Origin of the sequence: Bacillus cereus group sp. BfR-BA-01524, assembly GCF_022662595.1 — a bacterium.
Classification (GTDB): domain Bacteria; phylum Bacillota; class Bacilli; order Bacillales; family Bacillaceae_G; genus Bacillus_A; species Bacillus_A thuringiensis_S.
Window position 1 is genome coordinate 34,660 of the sequence record NZ_JAKUDW010000003.1, and the last position, 18,402, is coordinate 53,061.

The window sequence follows — 18,402 nt, forward strand, 5'->3', positions numbered from 1 at the left end:
CATTTGTGTTACAATTGTAAAAAATATGTAATGTAAGAGAAGCTTCTATATAATTATAAAAAATCCTGCTTGTTTTTGCTTTCTAGTAGGAAAAACTAGAAGAACAATGGTACAATAATACATCGTGAGAGGAGGGGGAAAAATGAAAGATTATCATGATGATCCACGGTTTCGAATAGCTCATAGAGAAGCGTTAATTGGTCTTGGACTTGCTATTATTAATTTTATAATATGGTACGGATTCGCTTATGGGCTTGGTAGTAAAAATCCGAGTGAATATACATATGTATTAGGTTTTCCCGCATGGTTTTTTTATAGCTGTATCGTTGGATTTATCGTTATGGTTATTTTACTTAGTTTAGTTGTTCGTTTTGTATTTCAAGATATTTCACTCGATGAGGAAGAAAAAAGTGAGGAATAATAGATGAATTGGTATGTAATCATTCCAATGATAATTTCGTTTATCGTTGTATTTTTAATTGGTGTATATGCTTCAAGACGCGTGCAAGCAACTGCTCATAATAAATTTTTACAAGAATATTTTCTTGGTGGGCGTGAGCTAGGCGGTTTATTATTAGCGATGACAATGATTGCTACGTACGGTAGTGCAAGTAGCTTTATTGGTGGTCCCGGTATTGCTTACAATATGGGGCTTGGATGGGTACTGTTATCTGCGATTCAAGTTGTAACAGGGTATATCGTTTTAACGGTTATCGGTAAAAAGTTTGCAATTATCGCTAGGAAGATGGAAGCAATTACTCTTATCGATTATTTAAAAGGGAGATACAATAATAAAGCAGTTGTTATACTCTCTGCGTTATGTATTATTATCTTTTTATTTTCGGCGACAGTAGCCCAGTGGGTCGGCGGCGGACGATTAATCGAGTCACTAACGGGTCTATCGTATACAACAGCACTATTTTTATTTACTTTTTCTGTACTTGTGTACGTATTAATTGGTGGTTTTCGTGCAGTCGCGCTATCAGATACATTATTAGGAATCATTATGTTAGTTGGAACGACAATCATTTTAATTGCTACTGTCATTGCTGGTGGTGGAATTGAAAAGATTATGCAGGAACTTGTTCAAATTAATCCGAATTTAATTACACCATTCGGCGCAGATGGCAGTTTAACGAAATCATATGTTACATCATTTTGGATTTTAATTGGAATTGGTGTTGTAGGTTTACCGCAAATTAGCGTGCGTGCCATGTCTTATAAAAATTCAAAAGCTATGCACCAAGCTTTAATAATTGGAACAGTTGTCGTTGGTACAATTATGATCGGTATGCATTTAACAGGTGTATTTGCAAGAGTAGTACTTCCAGGTATAACGGTACCAGATAAAGTAATGCCGCTACTCGCGATGGAAGTGTTGCCACCTTGGTTAGCTGGAGTTTTCTTAGCTGCACCAATGGCGGCGATTATGTCTACAGTAAACTCTTTATTATTACTTGTAAGCTCGTCAATTATTAAAGATATATACGTAAATTACATAAATAAAGATGCAGCAGACAGTACGATAAAAAAAGGAAGTTTGTGGATTACTGGTATTGTAGGACTACTCGTTTATGTAGCGGCCATTAAACCACCAGACTTTTTAATATGGTTAAATTTATTTTCTTTCGGTGGATTAGAAGCAGCATTCATTTGGCCAATCGTATTAGGGTTATATTGGAGAAAAGGAAATGCTACAGGAGCGCTTGCTTCCATTTTCGTTGGAGTAGGTTCATATATGTGTATTCATCTTTTCTATCCAAATCCGTTCGGTATACATACAGTTGTCTTCCCAATTTGTTTTGCGTTTATCGCTTATGTTATTGGAAGTATGAGTGCTGTAAAAAAAAACAGTATAGGTTAGCTGAAGAACGTAGTCCTTATAAGACTGCGTTTTTTCGTATGAATTTGTTCTTTTTTATTCTGTATATCCACGTTTATTCATAAGTTAATAACAACTGAGGAGATGGAGTTGAGGTCGATGAAAAAAGTGTTATTTTTAGGAGACCCAGGAATTGATGACTCTTTAGCGATTATGTATGGATTGTTGCATCCTGATATTGATATTGTTGGGGTAGTAACGGGATATGGAAATGTAACACAAGAAAAGGCGACAAGTAATGCCGCATATTTATTGCAAATGGCAGGACGGGAAGATATACCTGTTATTAATGGTGCGAAAATTCCTTTATCCGGAGATGTTACAACGTATTATCCAGAAATTCATGGGGCAGACGGTTTAGGACCAATTAAACCTCCAAAAACTTTTTCGCCAAATATAAAACCTTTTTGTGCATTTTTTGATCTTCTTGAAAAATATAAAGGAGAATTAATAATAGTCGATGCTGGTAGATCAACAACACTAGCGACAGCATTTATTTTAGAAAAGGCGATGATGAAGTATGTGAAAGAATATTATATAATGGGCGGTGCTTTCTTGATGCCTGGCAATGTAACACCAGTCGCAGAGGCGAATTTTCATGGTGATCCCATTGCGTCACAATTAGTCATGCAAAATGCCAAAAATGTGACATTAGTGCCACTTAACGTTACATCGGAAGCAATTATTACGCCGGAAATGGTAAAATATATTACGAAACACTCTAAAACGAGTTTTAATAAGTTAATCGAGCCGATATTTACGTATTATTATAAAGCTTATAGAAAGTTAAATCCGAAAATAAAAGGAAGTCCAGTACATGACGTCGTTACAATGATGGTTGCGGCAAATCCATCCCTTTTAGACTATGTATATCGTCGTGTCGATGTAGATACAGCTGGAATTGCAAAAGGAGAGAGTATTGCTGATTTTCGGCCTCAACCTGATGCAAAAGCATTAAAAAATTGGGTGCGAATTGGTTGGTCGTTGCATTATAAAAAGTTTCTTGAGGATTTTGTGAAATTTATGACGTAGACATAATAGGAGCATACAAGTTAAAATAATGGAGATGGTTATTTAAATGACCATCTCCATTATTTTGTTTTTAAATGATAAATAGAGAAGAGTTACACAATAGGAGAGGAATTTTACTTGAAAAAAACTATAGTATGCGCAGTAATTGTGGGTATTTTTGTTTTGCTAATATCGGGTAACTTTTTAGTGAAAAAAGTGTGGAGTTCAAATAATGATGATGCACAGTATATTGCATCTTTTATTGAAGAACATAAAGATGAAAAAAATAGTGCGCTTCTAGTAAAGAGAAATGATAAAGTTGTTTATTCTGTAAACCCAAATGTTGTATTGCCAGTTGCTAGTACGATGAAATTAATTGTGGCGCTTGAATATACGAAACAAGTTACTGAAGGGAAAATTGATTCGTCTAGTTTCGTGTCGATTAATGATGTGAATCGCTATTATGTGCCAAATACAGATGGTGGTGCACAAGATAGATGGCAAAAGTATTTGGAGAAGACGGGCAAGATAACTGAAGGAGCGGTTTCTTTAGAAGAAGTGGCAAAAGGAATGGTTAAGTTTAGTTCGAATGCAAATGCTGAATACTTAATGGAATTGTTAGGATTAGATAACATTAATCGAAACTTACAAAGTTTATCACTTCCTGCACATCAACCACTATTTCCAATCGTTTCATCTTTGTATATCCCGGGATATTTGCATAAAGAATTACATGTTCCAAAATATAAAATAGAGAAAAAGTTAAAAGAAATGTCTCAAGAGCAATATCGTGAATATGCGATGATTATTCATGAACGCTTAAAGAAGAAGGGACCATTATTACAGAAGGAAATTCCGCTTTATTTAGAGGAACGTTACGACAAAATTTGGTCAGATAGATTACCAGCAGCTTCGGCAAATGATTATATGGTATTACTTCAAAAGGCAAACCATAAAGGTGGTTTGACAGAAGCTGAAGAAAAAGTGTGGGCAAATATCGTTGAAACAGACATGAGTGCCAAGAAATACCGTAAAACATTTAGACATGCTGGGCAAAAGAATGGTTACACACCATGGACGGTTACAAAAGCGGTTTACGCTATGGATAAACGTGGAAACTGTACAGAAATTGTGTTTTTGGCGAACAATTTAAATGAAGACGATAGTGCAGAAATACGGAAACATTTAGCAAACTTACATTTCCAAGTGTTGCAAAGTGATAAGTATGATGCGACTTTTATTAAATAAACTCGGTGCAGAGAGCACCGAGTTTATTTTTATATACAAGCACTTTTTTTCTATCTCTGGGTATGATGGGTAGTAATACTTAGGTGAGAGGGGAAAAGGTGATGAAACAGAGTAAGGGAGAGTTTATAAAGAGTGAAGGCGCTGATTTCCCTGGAAAAACATATGTGGATTGTGTATTACAACATGTATTTGATTTTCAACGAAATCACTTATTGAAAGATATGTTTCAAGTGCATAAAGCACATATTACGATGCTAACTGAAGAAAGTTTAATGAAAATAGAAGAAGCTAAAGTTATATTAAACGCACTTAGAAAAGTAGAGCGAATACCAAAAGATAAATTGGTATATACAGAGCAGCATGAAGACCTCTTTTTTTTAGTCGAACATTTAATTTCTCAAGAAGCGAAATGCGATTTTGTCAGTAATATGCATATTGGTAGAAGTAGAAATGATATGGGTGTAACGATGTATCGCATGAGTTTAAGGCGATATGTATTACGATTAATGGAACATCATTTGCTATTGCAAGAAAGTATACTGCAACTTGCTGCTGATCATAAGGAAACGATCATGCCAGCTTATACACATACACAACCGGCACAGCCAACAACATTTGGTCATTATACTTTAGCAATTTATGATACGATGCAAAGAGATTTAGAACGAATGAAAAAAACATACCAGCTTTTAAATCAGTCTCCAATGGGGGCGGCTGCACTCTCTACAACAAGTTTCCCGATTAAACGAGAACGAGTTGCTTATCTACTTGGATTTACAACTGTAATTGAGAACTCATATGATGCTGTTGCCGGAGCGGATTATTTATTAGAAGTTAGCTCGCTACTTATGGTAATGATGACGAATACGAGTAGATGGATTCATGACTTTTTGTTGTTAGCAACGAAAGAATATGACGGTATTACTGTTGCAAAGCCATATGTACAAATTAGTAGTATTATGCCGCAAAAACGAAATCCAGTTTCAATTGAACACGCTCGTGCAATTACGAGTAGTGCTTTAGGAGAAGCATTTACAGTATTTCAAATGATTCATAATACACCATTTGGTGATATTGTCGATACGGAAGATGACTTGCAGCCATATTTATATAAAGGGATTGAAAAGGCAACTCGTGTTTTTTGTATGATGAATGCAGTGATCCGAACGATGAAAGTAGAAGAAGAAACGTTAAAAAGTCGTTCCTATAAACATGCAATAACGATAACGGATTTCGCCGATGTTTTAACAAAAAACTATGAAATTCCATTTCGGCATGCTCATCATGCAGCAAGTGCTATTGCAAATATGTCATTGGAGCAGAAAAAAGAACTACATGAATTACATTTCAAAGATGTAAATATCTATTTGCAAGAAAAATTTAATATAAATCTATTAGAAAAAGAGTGGAAAGAAATTATATCGCCAGAAGCTTTTATTCAAAAAAGAAATGTATACGGTGGACCGAGTAAAAAAGAAATGAAGCGTATGATTAAAAATCGAAAAGAGTCCTTTCGAAAAGAAGAAGATGTATTTAAAAAGGAAAAACAGAGAATTTTACAAGCTGAAAATGCTTTGAATACATTAGCTTTGAATATTATTGAATCGTAAAAGAGGGATTTAATGAATTAATCGCCAATACTTAATTAAAATATAAATAGAGAGAAGAGATTGTCGATGATTCAATTACATGTATATGAAGAGATTCTTAATTTTAAAGAAGAGGTTACACCATTTTTAGAAAAGAATGAGCAGGAAAATAATCTTATATTAGGTGTATTACAAATGGTCCAACAACCGATATTTATGGGGGTAGCAAAACAAGAGGAAGAAATTGTAGTTGTATTTCTTCAAACAGAAGAAAAGAAACAAATCATTGTTGCTACGTCTGAAATTGTGGAAGAGGACATCGTGGAACTTGCAAAAAAATTAACGAAAGTATATCCAAATGTTCCTGGATTAATTGGTAATAAGAAAATTGTACAGAAATTAGCGGAAGAGATTGCGACGTTAGAACAGAAAAAAACTACTGTTGCAATGGAGCAAGGTGTATATGAATTAAAACAAGTAAAGAAAAAATGGAACGGAGATGGAATCTTTCGAGAAGTAAGTAGTGAGGAGCTACCATTAATAGAACAGTGGATATATCAATTTTGCGAAGATGTGAAGCTTCCTACTACGAAAGAAGAAGCGAAACAAACCGCTCATACATTAATTACTAATCGTCGTCTTTTTGGTCTAGAAGTAGACGGGAAACTTGTTTCTGTAGCTGCAAAAACGAGACCAACTACAAATAATATAACAGTTAATTTCGTATATACGCCGAAAGAAGAACGGACAAAAGGGTACGCATCTAGTTGTGTCGCTGCACTTAGTCAACGTATGTTAGGCGAAGGTTACAAAACAACGACATTATATACTGACTTGGCAAATCCAACATCAAATAAAATTTATCAAGAGATTGGTTATGAGAAGTTGATGGAGTCTGTACTTATATTTTTAGAGAAATAAAATGAAAAGGCACGCTATTAAAGCGTGCCTTTTTGTTATTCATCAATTCGAATTACTTCACCTTGCGGAAAATTCTCAGTTTCTAGTAAGTTACGAATTGCTTTCGCAACGTATTCAGGTGATAGTAGTTTTCCTTCTTCTTTTAGTGTGATGAAGCGGTCCAAATTTATGAAGTCTTCTTTATTTGTTTCGCGAATTTGTGATTGCATATTTGTATCAACAACACCAGGTGCAAAAGCGACGATTTTTACTGGATATTCTTTTTCTACTTCTTCAGTTGCTACGCACTGTGTAAACATATTTACACCAGCTTTCGTTGTACAATAAGCGCCCCAGCCAAAGTAAGGATTTTTTCCTGCACCAGATGAAATGTTAATAACGCGTTTATCTACTTTCCAGTCTTTCGTATGTTTCATAAATGTAGATATAAGAATCATAGGTGCAAGTAAATTAATGTGAACGTTCGTAATGAATTGTTCGCTTTCAGCTTTTTCAATCGGCTTCATAGGTGCAACTGTACCTGCATTATTAATTAAATGAATAGAGGATACATTGTCTTTTTTAATAGATGAAATAATTTCTTTAAAGTTAGTTTCTAAGTTATGTACATCTTGAAGATCGAGGGAATGAAAAATGCAATTGCTGTTATATTGTTCTGCAAGTTTAGTAAGCTCTTTATTTTCTCTTCTAGAAATAGAGATGACAGTTGTACTTTCTTCTAACAATTGCGCAGCGATTGCCTCACCTAAACCTTGTGAAGTTCCTGTTATAATAATGTAGCGCATAGTTTTATAAACTCCTCTCATATGTGCGGAATTTTGTTGGACAACGTACATCCCATAGGTTGTCTACATTTTATAGTATAGAGCACTTTTTACTATAAATGAAATGAGATGATTGTGTGCCTTTTATAAATCGTTTTACGACAACAGTACCTGGTGCCGTCACGTTCACTGGGAATACGCTGGGGCTTAGCCCTACATCACCTGCACCAGGTAATATTTTTGGTACACTTGCTGTGTTTACGACAGTAAATACAGCGTTGCAAGTACCAGGATTCCCAGCAGGGACAACAGATGAATGGCAATTGAATTCTTCAAGTGCAATTTTAAATCTTCCAGCGGGAAGCAGTGTGTTATATGCAGAATTAGTTTGGGCTGGTACTTTCCGGACTGATACGGAAGATGTTTTACCATTTTTAAATGATAACATTACATTTACAACGCCAGCAGGGACGTTTTCTGTTACGCCAGATCCTGCTACCGCGCAGCAAGGTTCAGTAGGAAACCAGTTTTATTATGCTCGCTCTGCCAATGTAACGAACCTTGTTAGTGCAGGTGGAGCAGGCACATATACAACAGGTGCCGTGCCAGCTGCAAGAACTTCAGCTGACCCGACAATCAGTCGTTCAGCTGGATGGACGCTTGAGGTTGTGTATCAAAATGCAAGTTTACCACTTCGAAATTTGTCAGTATATGCAGGCCAAGAAATTATTGATGCTTCATCACCACCAGTTGATGCTACTATTTCAGGATTTGCTACGCCGGCAACAGGAGCTGTTACAGGAAGAGTGCTCGTAACTGCTCAAGAAGGCGATTCTAACATTGTTGGAGATCAACTTCGCTTTGGACCGAATGCAAATGCTACAGTGGCATTATTCGGACCGAGAAACCCTGCGAATAATTTCTTCCAGTCTCAAATTTGTAATGACATTGGAGAGTTAGATACAACCGGGACATTTGGAGATTTGAATCAGCCGTTAGGGATAGCTTTAGCTGTCCGAAGACAAGGATGGGATATTACGAATGTAAATGCCTCTGCATCATTAGTAAATAATCAAACGTCAGCAACAGTTCGATTTGTTACAAATGGAGATGGATACGCTGCAGCTGGTTTTGGTGTTCAAATTGATGCAACAGGTCCAATTATTAATCCTGTTAAATCGGTTAATAGAACAGTCGCAGGGGTAGGGGATACTCTCACTTATACGATTACGGTCCCAAATACAGGGACAGGAAGTGCAGAAAACGTTGTATTACGTGATAGTATTCCGAACGGAACGACGTTTATAGCAGGTAGTGTAACAGTAGGTGGAGGAACACAACCGAATGCAAACCCTGCTAATGGAATTAATTTAGGTATAATCCCAAATAACATGCAAAGAATTGTTACATTTCAAGTTCGAATAACATCATTCCCGAATCCCAATCCTATTTTAAATCGTGCAATGGTGTCATATCAATTCCGTCCTTTCGTTGGTAGTCCTCCTATTACAAGTACTTCTTCTTCAAACACAGTACAAACGACAGTGAATCAAGCAACTATAAGTATGCAAAAATCTGTAGATTTACAGACGGCAACGCTTAATGATGTATTAACGTACACAGTTAATGTCACAAATAATGGGAACGTTACTGCAAACAATGTTATTTTTGTTGATAGTATACCTGCTGGAACAACATTTGTTCCAAATAGCGTTACAGTGAATGGAGTAGCACGTCCAGGAGCGAATCCGGCAAGTAGTATTAATCTTGGGAGTATTAATGCATCGCAAACGACTGTAGTGCGCTTTCAAGTTCGAGTAACATCGAACCCTCTTGTCAATCCAATTCCAAACCGTGCGAGTGTAACATTTAACTTTACTCCAGTGCCTGGTCAACAACCAGTTTCAGGGCAAGCGACAAGTAATACTGTAGTTACGACAATTAATATAGCTGATATAACAACGAGAAAAACAGTGGATAAAGCTTTTGCAACGGTTAACGACGTTCTTACGTACACGGTAACAATTCAAAATACAGGAAATGTACTTGCAACGAACGTTATTTTTCAAGATCCAATCCCAATTGGAACGACATTTATCGCAAATAGTGTGACTGTGGACGGGGTTTCACAACCTGGGGTAAATCCAGCGACTGGGTTTACAGTAGCTAATATATCTCCTGGCGGAAGTAGGACTGTTACATTTCAAGTACGAGTAACATCTACACCATCGGGAGGTACGATTGCAAATCGCGGAAATGTATCTGCTAATTTCGTCGTTATTCCGAATCAGCCACCGATAACAATTAATAGACAAACGAATACAGTTGTGACACAAGTTAATACAGGCGGTTTAAATTTAATAAAAGAAGTAAATACAACGCAAGCGGCGGTAGGGGATACTTTAACGTACACAATTGCCGTCCAAAATACAGGGAACGTTCCGTTAACAAATGTATTTTTCCAAGACCCTATTTCTTCTGCGGTTTCATTTGTTGCAAATTCTGTAACAATTAATGGAGTACAGCAAAGTGGACTAAATCCGAATACAGGATTCTCTCTTCCGAATATTCCTGCGGCTCAAACGGTTGTAGTCACATTTGACGTAGTAATTGTACAGAATCCAGAAAATGAAGATATTTTAAATCAAGCAAATGTAACAGCAAGCTTTCAAGTGAATCCGAATGAACCACCAGTAACAATCAATGTACCGAGTAATGTTGTGAATACGACAATACAATCAGGAAACTTTGAAGTTGTGAAAGCAGTGAATACGGATGTTGCAACAGTAGGGGATGTTTTAGTATATACAATCGAAGTTATAAATGCAGGTAGTGTACCAGCTACAAATGTGTTTTTCCAAGATTCAATTCCGCAAGGGACATTATTTATTGAAAATAGTGTATTGGTTAATGGAGTTTTACAAGAGGGGGCAGATCCAGGACTAGGATTCCCATTAAATGATTTGCCTACTGGCGCAAGTGTTATTGTTACGTTTGAAGTATTAATTGATGAAATTCCCCAAGGAAATAATGTCGTAAATAATGCGAATGTAACTGGAGATTTCCTTGTAAATCCAACAGAGCCACCGATTACTGTAACAGTACCAAGTAATACTGTTATGACGGTCGTGAATTCTTCAGGGTTAAATGTAATGAAAAGTGTAAGTGCTACTGAAGCCGGTGTAGGAGATACGTTAACGTATACAGTTCGTATACAAAATAGTGGAACAGTAGCAGCAACAAATGTATCATTCCTTGATCCGATTCCAGTCGGAACCACTTTTGTAGCGAATAGTGTAACAATAAACGGGACACCTCAATCAGGTTTAAACCCAACAACTGGATTTCCACTTGCTAATATTCCAGTAGGAGGGATGGTAACAGTTACTTTCCAAGTGACAATCACGAGTGTACCACCAAATAGGGCGCTTCCGAATAATGCAAATGTAACTGCCGATTTTCAAGTAAGCCCGTTGCAGCCACCAATTACAATTGTAACAATTAGTAATACCGTTGTGACACGAGTGAATGTAGGATCAATTAATGTAATAAAAAGTGTAAATACACCACAAGCCGGTGTAGGAGATACGTTAACGTATACGATTCTTATTCAAAATACAGGAACTGTTCCTGCAACGAATATTGTTTTTCAAGATCCAATTCCATCTGGTACTGCGTTTGTAGCAAATAGTGTGACGATAAATGGAGTCGTACAGCAAGGCGCGGATCCTATGCTAGGTTTCCCGGTACCAAATATTCCGGTCGGGCAAACGGCTACGATTACGTTTCAAGTTACAGTGACGAGTGTTCCGAGCGGTGGAAATATAAGAAACCAATCGAACGTTACTGCAAGTTTTCTTATAAATCCAGCAAACCCTCCAATAACGACTGTTACAAATAGTAATTTTGTAGTGACGCAAGTAAACACAGCACAGTTAAATATACAAAAATCTTCATCTGTACAACAAGCAGCACTTGGAGAAACTTACACGTATTCTGTTGTCATTCGAAATAACGGTACAGTAACAGCAACGAATGTCTCTTTCCTTGATCCAATTGCTTTAGAAACAACTTTTGTAGCAAATAGTGTAACGATAAATGGAACGCCACAACCTGGATTTGACCCAAATGTTGGTTTCCCGCTTCCTAATATTGCAGCTGGAACATCATTGACAGTAACGTTCCAAGTTACGGTAGTTGCACCGTCTACACGTGGAGCAGTATTAAATACAGCATCTGCTACAGCCACTTTCTTATTAAATCCTTTACAGCCACCTGTAACAACAACGAATTCAAGTAATACAACGGTAGTTACAATACCGTTACCTCCTCCTGGTGAAGTAACTGCAACAAAAACAGTTGATGTTGCAACTGGGGCCGTTGGGGATGTATTAACGTATACTGTGCTCATTTCAAACGTAGGAATTATCTCTGTTACAGATGTGTTCTTCCAAGATGTCATACCAGAAGGAACGACGTTTGTTGACAATAGTGTAACGATAGGTGGAGTGCAGCAACTTGGTTTAAATCCAGAAATAGGATTTACAGTTACTCCATTATTAATCGCTGGTGGAAGTATTGAGGTCACATTCCAAGTGACGATTACAGAAATTCCAGATAATGAAGTCATATTAAATGATGCAGATGTTACATTTACTTCACAACCAAATCCGCAGGAACCACCGATTACGGAAACGATATTAACAAATTTAGTCGTTACGACAATTAATATAGCGTTTATTTTTCCATTGAAACTAGTAGATAAAGAAGTAGCGACGGTAGGGGAAATATTAACGTATGATGTATTGATTTTTAATTTCGGAACAGTGCCAGCGACGAATGTTCAATTTATCGATACTACTTCCGCGGGTGTAGCATTTGTACCAGGAAGTGTGAGCATAAACGGGGTACCAGCACCAGGATTAGATCCTTTCATTGGTTTTACAGTTCCAGATATACCTGTCGATGATTTTGTACTTGTCACATATCAGGAAGTGGTTACAAGCATACCAGAAGGTGGAACGATTGTTAATTTTGTAGACGTTACAGCTACATTTGCTGTAAGTGAAACAGAACCGCCTATTACGGAAACGACGACAAGTAATACGACATTAACGGAAATCAATGAGCCTGGTTTGAATGTTTTAAAATCAGTGAGTCAGCCGGTTGTTGCAGTAGGCGATACAATCACATATACAACAGTAGTTCAAAATACAGGAACAGTGCCAGCAACGAATGTTCAATATAGTGATGTATTACCTTCCTCTATAGCATTTGTGCCGAACAGTGTAACGATAGATGGTGTGTTACAAACTGGATTCAATCCGAATAACGGATTCCCGCTTCCAGATATAAATCCAGGTGAAAGTGTAGAAGTCATCTTCCAAGTAACCGTTGTTAGTGCGCCATCAAACGGAACAATTGCCAATACGGCAAATGTAACTGGAAGTTTTGTATTAGTACCAGGAGAACCACCAGTTATAGTAACAGAGCCGAGCAATACAACACTTACAACTGTAAATAGAGGGCAATTTAATGTTATTAAACAAGTAAATAGGGTTGCTACTCTCGTTGGAGATATATTAACGTATACGGTTCAAATAACGAATACAGGAACAGTAACAGCTAATGCTGTTCAGTTTGTTGATACCATTTCAGCAGGGGCGTCATTTGTACCAAATAGTGTAACGATAAATGGAGCCTCGCAACCAAACTTAAATCCAATTACTGGATTTGGAGTTGGAGATATACCGGTAGGTGAAACAGTTATAGTGACGTTTCAAGCGACAGTTACAAACATCCCGTCATCAGGAACAATTACGAACGTTGCAAATATAACAGGAAGCTTTACTTTAGTGCCAGGAGAGCCACCGGTTGTAGTAACAGAGCCGAGTAATACGACGATAACTAGAGTGAATAGAGGACGATTCAGCGTTATAAAATCTGTAAATAAAGAAGCTACACGATTAGGAGATACGTTAACTTATAGTGTGCAAGTTACAAATACAGGAACAGTAACAGCAACGAATGTTCAGTTTATCGATGTTCCATCACCTAGTTTAGAATTCGTTCCTGGAAGTGTACAAATAAATGGGATTCCGCAAGTAGGTTTAGATCCATTTGTAGGCTTTGCATTGCCTGATCTTGCAGTAGGGGATAGTGTATTAATTACATTTGAAGTAAATGTAATCGCAGTTCCGCCTTCTAGTAGCATTATGAATACAGCAAGAGTAACGGGTGATTTCGAATTGATTCCAGGAGAACCTCCGTCTACAATTACAAATTCAAGTAATACGACGGTTACGCCGGTAAATAGAGGCAGCTTAGATATGCTAAAAGAAGTAGACCATTCAGTTGTTGGTGTAGGAGAAACGGTAACGTATACTGTTCGTATATTAAATACTGGTACTGCTGATGCAATGAATGTTCAATTTATCGATGTGCTATCTCAGGAAGCTGATTTCGTTCCAAATAGTGTAACAATAAATGGGGTTCCGCAACCGGGGTTAAATCCGCAGATTGGATTTACGATACCTGATATACCAGTTGGTGAGACGGCACTTGTAACATATGAAGCTACGATTACAAGTTTTCCGGATGGTGGAACAGTAGTAAACGTTGCTGGAGCGTTAGCAGAATATATTTTAGTACCAGGAGAGCCGCCAGTTACAGTGATGGACACGAGCAATACAGTTATTGTAACGGTAAATACTGCAATCTTATTTGTTGCAAAAGGAGCAAACTTTGAAGTAGCGATGATAGGGGATGTTGTCACTTACGGAATCGCTGTTATAAATGATAGTACAGTTCCTGTGACCAATATTGTGTTAACAGATATCATTGATCCGAATACGCTATTTATAAATGGTACGGTAACGGTAAATGATGTACCTCTTCCATTCGCTAATCCGAATACTGGTATTCCGTTAGGTGATTTTCAGCCAAATGATGCAGCAATTATTAATTTCCAAGTTGTAATAACAGGAGGGCAAATAAATAATTTAGTTACAAATACTGCTACAGCGAATGGGCTCGCAACTGTAAATCCGAATGAGCCGCCAGTAGTAGTTGAAGGTGATAGTAATACAGTTGTTATCCCGTTTATTCCTCAAAATGTCTCAACGACAGTCGTAAAAACTGCAGATTTACAGGCAGCAACAATTGGAGATGTCATTACGTTTACGACAGTCATCACAAATACGGGTGATACTGTAATGCAAAATATTCGTTTTCAAGATATGTTAGATAGTAGTGTTCGATTTGTTCCTGGAAGTGTAACGGTCGATAATACGCCAGTGCCGAATGTAAGCCCGGCAGTAGGGTTTCTTATCGGAAGTTTAAATCCTGGTGAAGCAAGGACAGTTTCGTTCCAAGTAGCAGTACAGAGTGCGCCAAATGGTTCAGGAAATTATATAAATCAAGCGAATATTCGTTTTGAACATCAAGTAGGCACAGTATTGCCACCTGTTACACAAATAGTAGAAAGTAACATAGTTGTCATTCCATTTGTTCCAACGATTGAACAAATTTGTGAAACAAACTTTAATTGCTTAGATAAAATTCCATTTCAATGTTCTCCGTGTAATCATTTGCATGGACATAAAAAATAAAAACAGAAAGAGCATCCTGAAAAATAATTGGATGCTCTTTCTGTTTTAATCATATAGATTCATTTTCGGGTGAGGTGAAAAATTCGTCGATTTTGTCGGAGAGTAGTAATGGAATGGCTCCTTTTATAACAGAAATGTCCCAGTCCCACCATGCGAGATTCTCTAGTTTGTCAATCGTTTCTTGTGGGAAACGATATCGAACAAATTTTGCAGGATTACCAGCTACAATTGCATACGGGGGTACGTCTTTTGTAACAACGCTCCTGGCGCCGATAATGGCCCCGTTACCAATTGTAACACCAGATAAAATGCAGGATTGATAACCAATCCATACATCATTGCCGACTACGATATCACCTTTTGAAGAAGGGTGACCAGTAATATGTGCTCCTTCATCAAAAAGTGCATTAAATGGATAAGTTGTTATCCAGTCTGCACGATGTTCACCGCCAAGTATGAAAACGACTTCTTCTGCTAATGAACAAAACTTACCTATTTTTAATTTTGTTTCATCGTTCCAAGAAAAAATGGTTGGCCCTACTTTACTATAAGTATAATCACCAATATCATATTTATTATATTCAGGTTTTTGATTTAAATATAACATGCTTCTTCAGCCTCCTTTCTTAATTAAGTGATACGTATGGAATATTATATGCAAGATGTAGTAATGTGAACTGTATTAATAGGTGAAATGACCAAAAGGGAGTGGGATGTATGCGATACGAAATGGGTTTATATAATAAACCGTTTCAGTCAATTCAATCAGGAAAAAAAGTATATGAAGTACGCCTATACGATAAAAAAACGTCAACTAATAAACAAAGGCGATGAAATCGTATTTACGAATCTTACGACAACAGAAATGATGACGGTAAAAGTAACGGAAATAAAGCGATACGAGAGCTTTAAATCTATGTATGAACAAATTGATAAAAAATTATTGGATTGTGAAAATGATAGTTTAGAGGAAATGTTAGAAAGTACATACAAAATATATACGAAAGAACAAGAAAAAGAGTGGGGAACAGTCGCGATTCGTATTGAGGAAATAAAATGATAAGAAATCGCGGGGCGGCTATCATTGTACAGGAAGGGAAAATCGCTCTTATAAAACGTATTCGAGAAGAGGAAACATATTATGTTTTTCCTGGCGGAGGGATTGAGGAAGGTGAAACGCCTGAAGAGGCAACGAAAAGAGAGGTATACGAAGAATTAGGGGTACATATACAAGTGGAGCACCTTATTGCAAAGGTAAAATATAAAGGAAATGAATATTATTATGGTGCCTATATTACTGGCGGAGTGTTTGAAAGTGGAACAGCTGAGGAATTTCAGCGGGAAGATAGAGGAAGTTATATTCCGTTATGGCTACCGATAAACGAGTTGGAAAAAGTGAATATAAAACCTTATGAAGTGGTCGGAAATATATTTAATCATTATAAAATATAACGTCTGACAACATACAAAAAAAACCATTGACATAGGCCTCTGATTTAAGTATTGTATTCGAGTATGTTTATAATCAGGAGGTTTATATGAGCAATCAAACTACTACACATCATGTGAAAATGACAACAGCGGATCCATCTGGAATTGGTCTATTTGGATTAGCGATGGTAACACTTGTAGCATCATCTCAAAAGTTAGGCTTAACAGATGGCGTTTCACTTGTATTACCATGGGCAATCTTTTTAGGAGGATTTGCACAAATCTTTGCTTGCATTCACGATGCAAAGCATAACAATACATTCGGTACGACAGCATTTGGTGCGTACGGCCTATTTTGGTTAGGTGTTGGAATGACTTGGTTAATTCAACTTGGAGTATTTGGCGAAAAATTAGCACAAGCTGCAGATTCAAAACAGCTTGGTGTAGCCTTTATCGGATATTTGATTTTCACAATCTTTATGACGATTGGTGCAATGGAAACACATAAAGTATTATTTATGATCTTCGTCCTTATTGATTTCTTATTTATTGGTCTTTCATTAAGTACTTTAGGTGTTATGCCGCACGCAATGCATAATTTAGCAGCATATTCTGAACTTCTTATTTCATTATTATCTTTCTATGGTTCAGCAGCAGCAGTGTTAAATACACACTTCGGAAAAGTTGTTTTACCAGTAGGAAAGCCTTTTGGTATTTTTAAAAAGTAATAAAAAAGCACAGATGATTGTATAGTCATCTGTGCTTTTTTTATTTATTGATAGCTATAGCGGTCGTACTTGTTAATTCAGAAATTTTTTGAGAGCTCGCAGAATTACCGTCTATTGTTACATGAACTTGTTGCTTAGGGTTCGCTTTAACTACCCATGCGTTTGGTAAATAGCGTGATTTATGAGATAAGGTGGAAGGGATATTTAAAATATCTCCCATTGCATATAATGTTGCTGATGATCCACCGTCCATTGCCATCGCATTGACAGCACCTTTTTCATAAAGAATATCTTGACAATCTCTCAAGGAAGCACCAATGCTGTGAGGTTGTCTACCATCAATGACGAAAAACATAATCGAGCCATCTTTTTTCTGGGCCATAATACTTCGAGGGCCATATCCTCAACCACCATCATTTGTAATCATTTTTTCTCCATTTACAATTAGCTGAGGCATAAATCCAGCAGCGGAAACAACATTTTTATTTAACAATTGGCTAGCAGAAAACTCCCCAGAAACCATTTGTCCATATTTTGTAATACCACTAGTGAGGGTAGGGGTATTAATATCCTTCGGAGTGTTTATAACTTTACCGTTTTCAATAACAATACCGATTCCAGTTTTACCACCACCATGCCCGGTTTCATCCCAAAATCCACTGGCATTGACAGCGGCAACTGCATGGTTTCGCTTTGCCATTACGTATATTTTTTCTCCGACGTCTTTACCTTCTGAACCTTGCTGGGTAACAAGTTTTACGTTGAATGGATTACTAATTGTCATTAATTTCCCTTCAAAAAAATGGTCATTATATTTTTTCTTTATTGTTTCAATAGAAACATTTAGTGGTAAATCTTTTCGTCTTTCTAACTCTTTTTTTGAAAGTTTAGAAGTTAAAAATTCACTATTTTTCCATTTTGGATTTGTGATGGATTGATAAATATCATTTAATTCTTTATCAGACAATAACGTGAATTTTGCATATTGAGGATGCTGAGAAGTCAAAATACTCTCGGCGGCGATAACACGTAAATTATGACCGTATGCAGTACCGAATAAAATAATAGCAGCTCCTATTAGTAAGAATATTGTTAAAAGGGAGGTTGCTTTTAAAAATCTAATAAAATACTTTCTCATCATAAGGACTCCTCTTTCTGTAAAGTGAACAGTTGATTAATGATTGAGCATGATACAAACACATTTTTTATTTGAAATAA

Annotated in this window: 11 protein-coding genes and 2 pseudogenes; 10 read left to right on the forward strand and 3 right to left on the reverse strand. The window is 36.8% G+C overall.

The window, feature by feature from the left end:
- The first annotated feature begins 142 nt into the window (after window positions 1–142).
- From MR170_RS01770 to MR170_RS01795, 6 genes are all read left to right on the forward strand, one after another.
- Window positions 143–421 (forward strand): YhdT family protein, encoded by a 279-nt coding sequence (locus tag MR170_RS01770; protein ID WP_000656244.1) that lies wholly within the window; start codon window positions 143–145, stop codon window positions 419–421.
- Window positions 422–424: 3 nt separating this feature from the next.
- The gene (gene panF, locus MR170_RS01775) at window positions 425–1,864 is read left to right on the forward strand and encodes a sodium/pantothenate symporter (protein ID WP_001104825.1); all 1,440 of its coding nucleotides are present in this window, start codon (window positions 425–427) and stop codon (window positions 1,862–1,864) included.
- 117 nt (window positions 1,865–1,981) lie between these two features.
- Entirely contained in the window at window positions 1,982–2,914 is a 933-nt protein-coding gene (locus tag MR170_RS01780; RefSeq protein ID WP_242306946.1) for a nucleoside hydrolase, read from the forward strand.
- 117 nt (window positions 2,915–3,031) lie between these two features.
- On the forward strand, window positions 3,032–4,141 hold the full coding sequence (locus MR170_RS01785; protein WP_000751366.1) for a serine hydrolase: 1,110 nt from the start codon (window positions 3,032–3,034) through the stop codon (window positions 4,139–4,141).
- Between the two features lie 101 nt (window positions 4,142–4,242).
- Entirely contained in the window at window positions 4,243–5,751 is a 1,509-nt protein-coding gene (gene argH / locus MR170_RS01790; RefSeq protein ID WP_226604081.1) for an argininosuccinate lyase, read from the forward strand.
- Between the two features lie 66 nt (window positions 5,752–5,817).
- Complete coding sequence (locus MR170_RS01795; protein WP_016080715.1) at window positions 5,818–6,651, forward strand: GNAT family N-acetyltransferase; 834 nt, start codon at window positions 5,818–5,820, stop codon at window positions 6,649–6,651.
- Window positions 6,652–6,686: 35 nt separating this feature from the next.
- On the opposite strand, the gene MR170_RS01800 is transcribed toward MR170_RS01795, so the two are convergent.
- Window positions 6,687–7,436: a (S)-benzoin forming benzil reductase gene (locus MR170_RS01800; protein WP_242306948.1), complete on the reverse strand. Its 750-nt coding sequence runs from the start codon at window positions 7,434–7,436 to the stop codon at window positions 6,687–6,689.
- Between the two features lie 116 nt (window positions 7,437–7,552).
- Between MR170_RS01800 and MR170_RS01805 the strand changes: the two genes are divergently transcribed.
- Window positions 7,553–15,025, forward strand: coding sequence for a DUF11 domain-containing protein (locus MR170_RS01805; RefSeq protein ID WP_242306949.1), 7,473 nt, complete (start codon window positions 7,553–7,555; stop codon window positions 15,023–15,025).
- A 49-nt stretch (window positions 15,026–15,074) separates the two neighbouring features.
- Here the strand turns inward: MR170_RS01805 and MR170_RS01810 are convergent, their stop codons facing one another.
- Complete coding sequence (locus tag MR170_RS01810; protein ID WP_000966308.1) at window positions 15,075–15,632, reverse strand: CatB-related O-acetyltransferase; 558 nt, start codon at window positions 15,630–15,632, stop codon at window positions 15,075–15,077.
- 110 nt (window positions 15,633–15,742) lie between these two features.
- Between MR170_RS01810 and MR170_RS01815 the strand changes: the two are divergent.
- The 3 genes and pseudogenes from MR170_RS01815 to MR170_RS01825 all read left to right on the forward strand — a co-directional run bounded on the left by MR170_RS01815 (window position 15,743) and on the right by MR170_RS01825 (window position 17,184).
- Window positions 15,743–16,085: pseudogene (locus tag MR170_RS01815) on the forward strand (ASCH domain-containing protein).
- Window positions 16,082–16,477, forward strand: a complete 396-nt coding sequence (locus MR170_RS01820) for an NUDIX hydrolase (RefSeq protein WP_242306950.1) — start codon at window positions 16,082–16,084, stop codon at window positions 16,475–16,477. The pseudogene MR170_RS01815 and the gene MR170_RS01820 overlap by 4 nt, the downstream one beginning before the upstream one ends.
- A gap of 86 nt (window positions 16,478–16,563) precedes the next feature.
- Complete coding sequence (locus tag MR170_RS01825) at window positions 16,564–17,184, forward strand: acetate uptake transporter (RefSeq protein ID WP_000070938.1); 621 nt, start codon at window positions 16,564–16,566, stop codon at window positions 17,182–17,184.
- Window positions 17,185–17,224: 40 nt separating this feature from the next.
- Here MR170_RS01825 and MR170_RS01830 read toward each other — a convergent pair.
- Window positions 17,225–18,322 (reverse strand): annotated as a pseudogene (locus tag MR170_RS01830) (phosphodiester glycosidase family protein).
- Window positions 18,323–18,402: the final 80 nt, after the last annotated feature.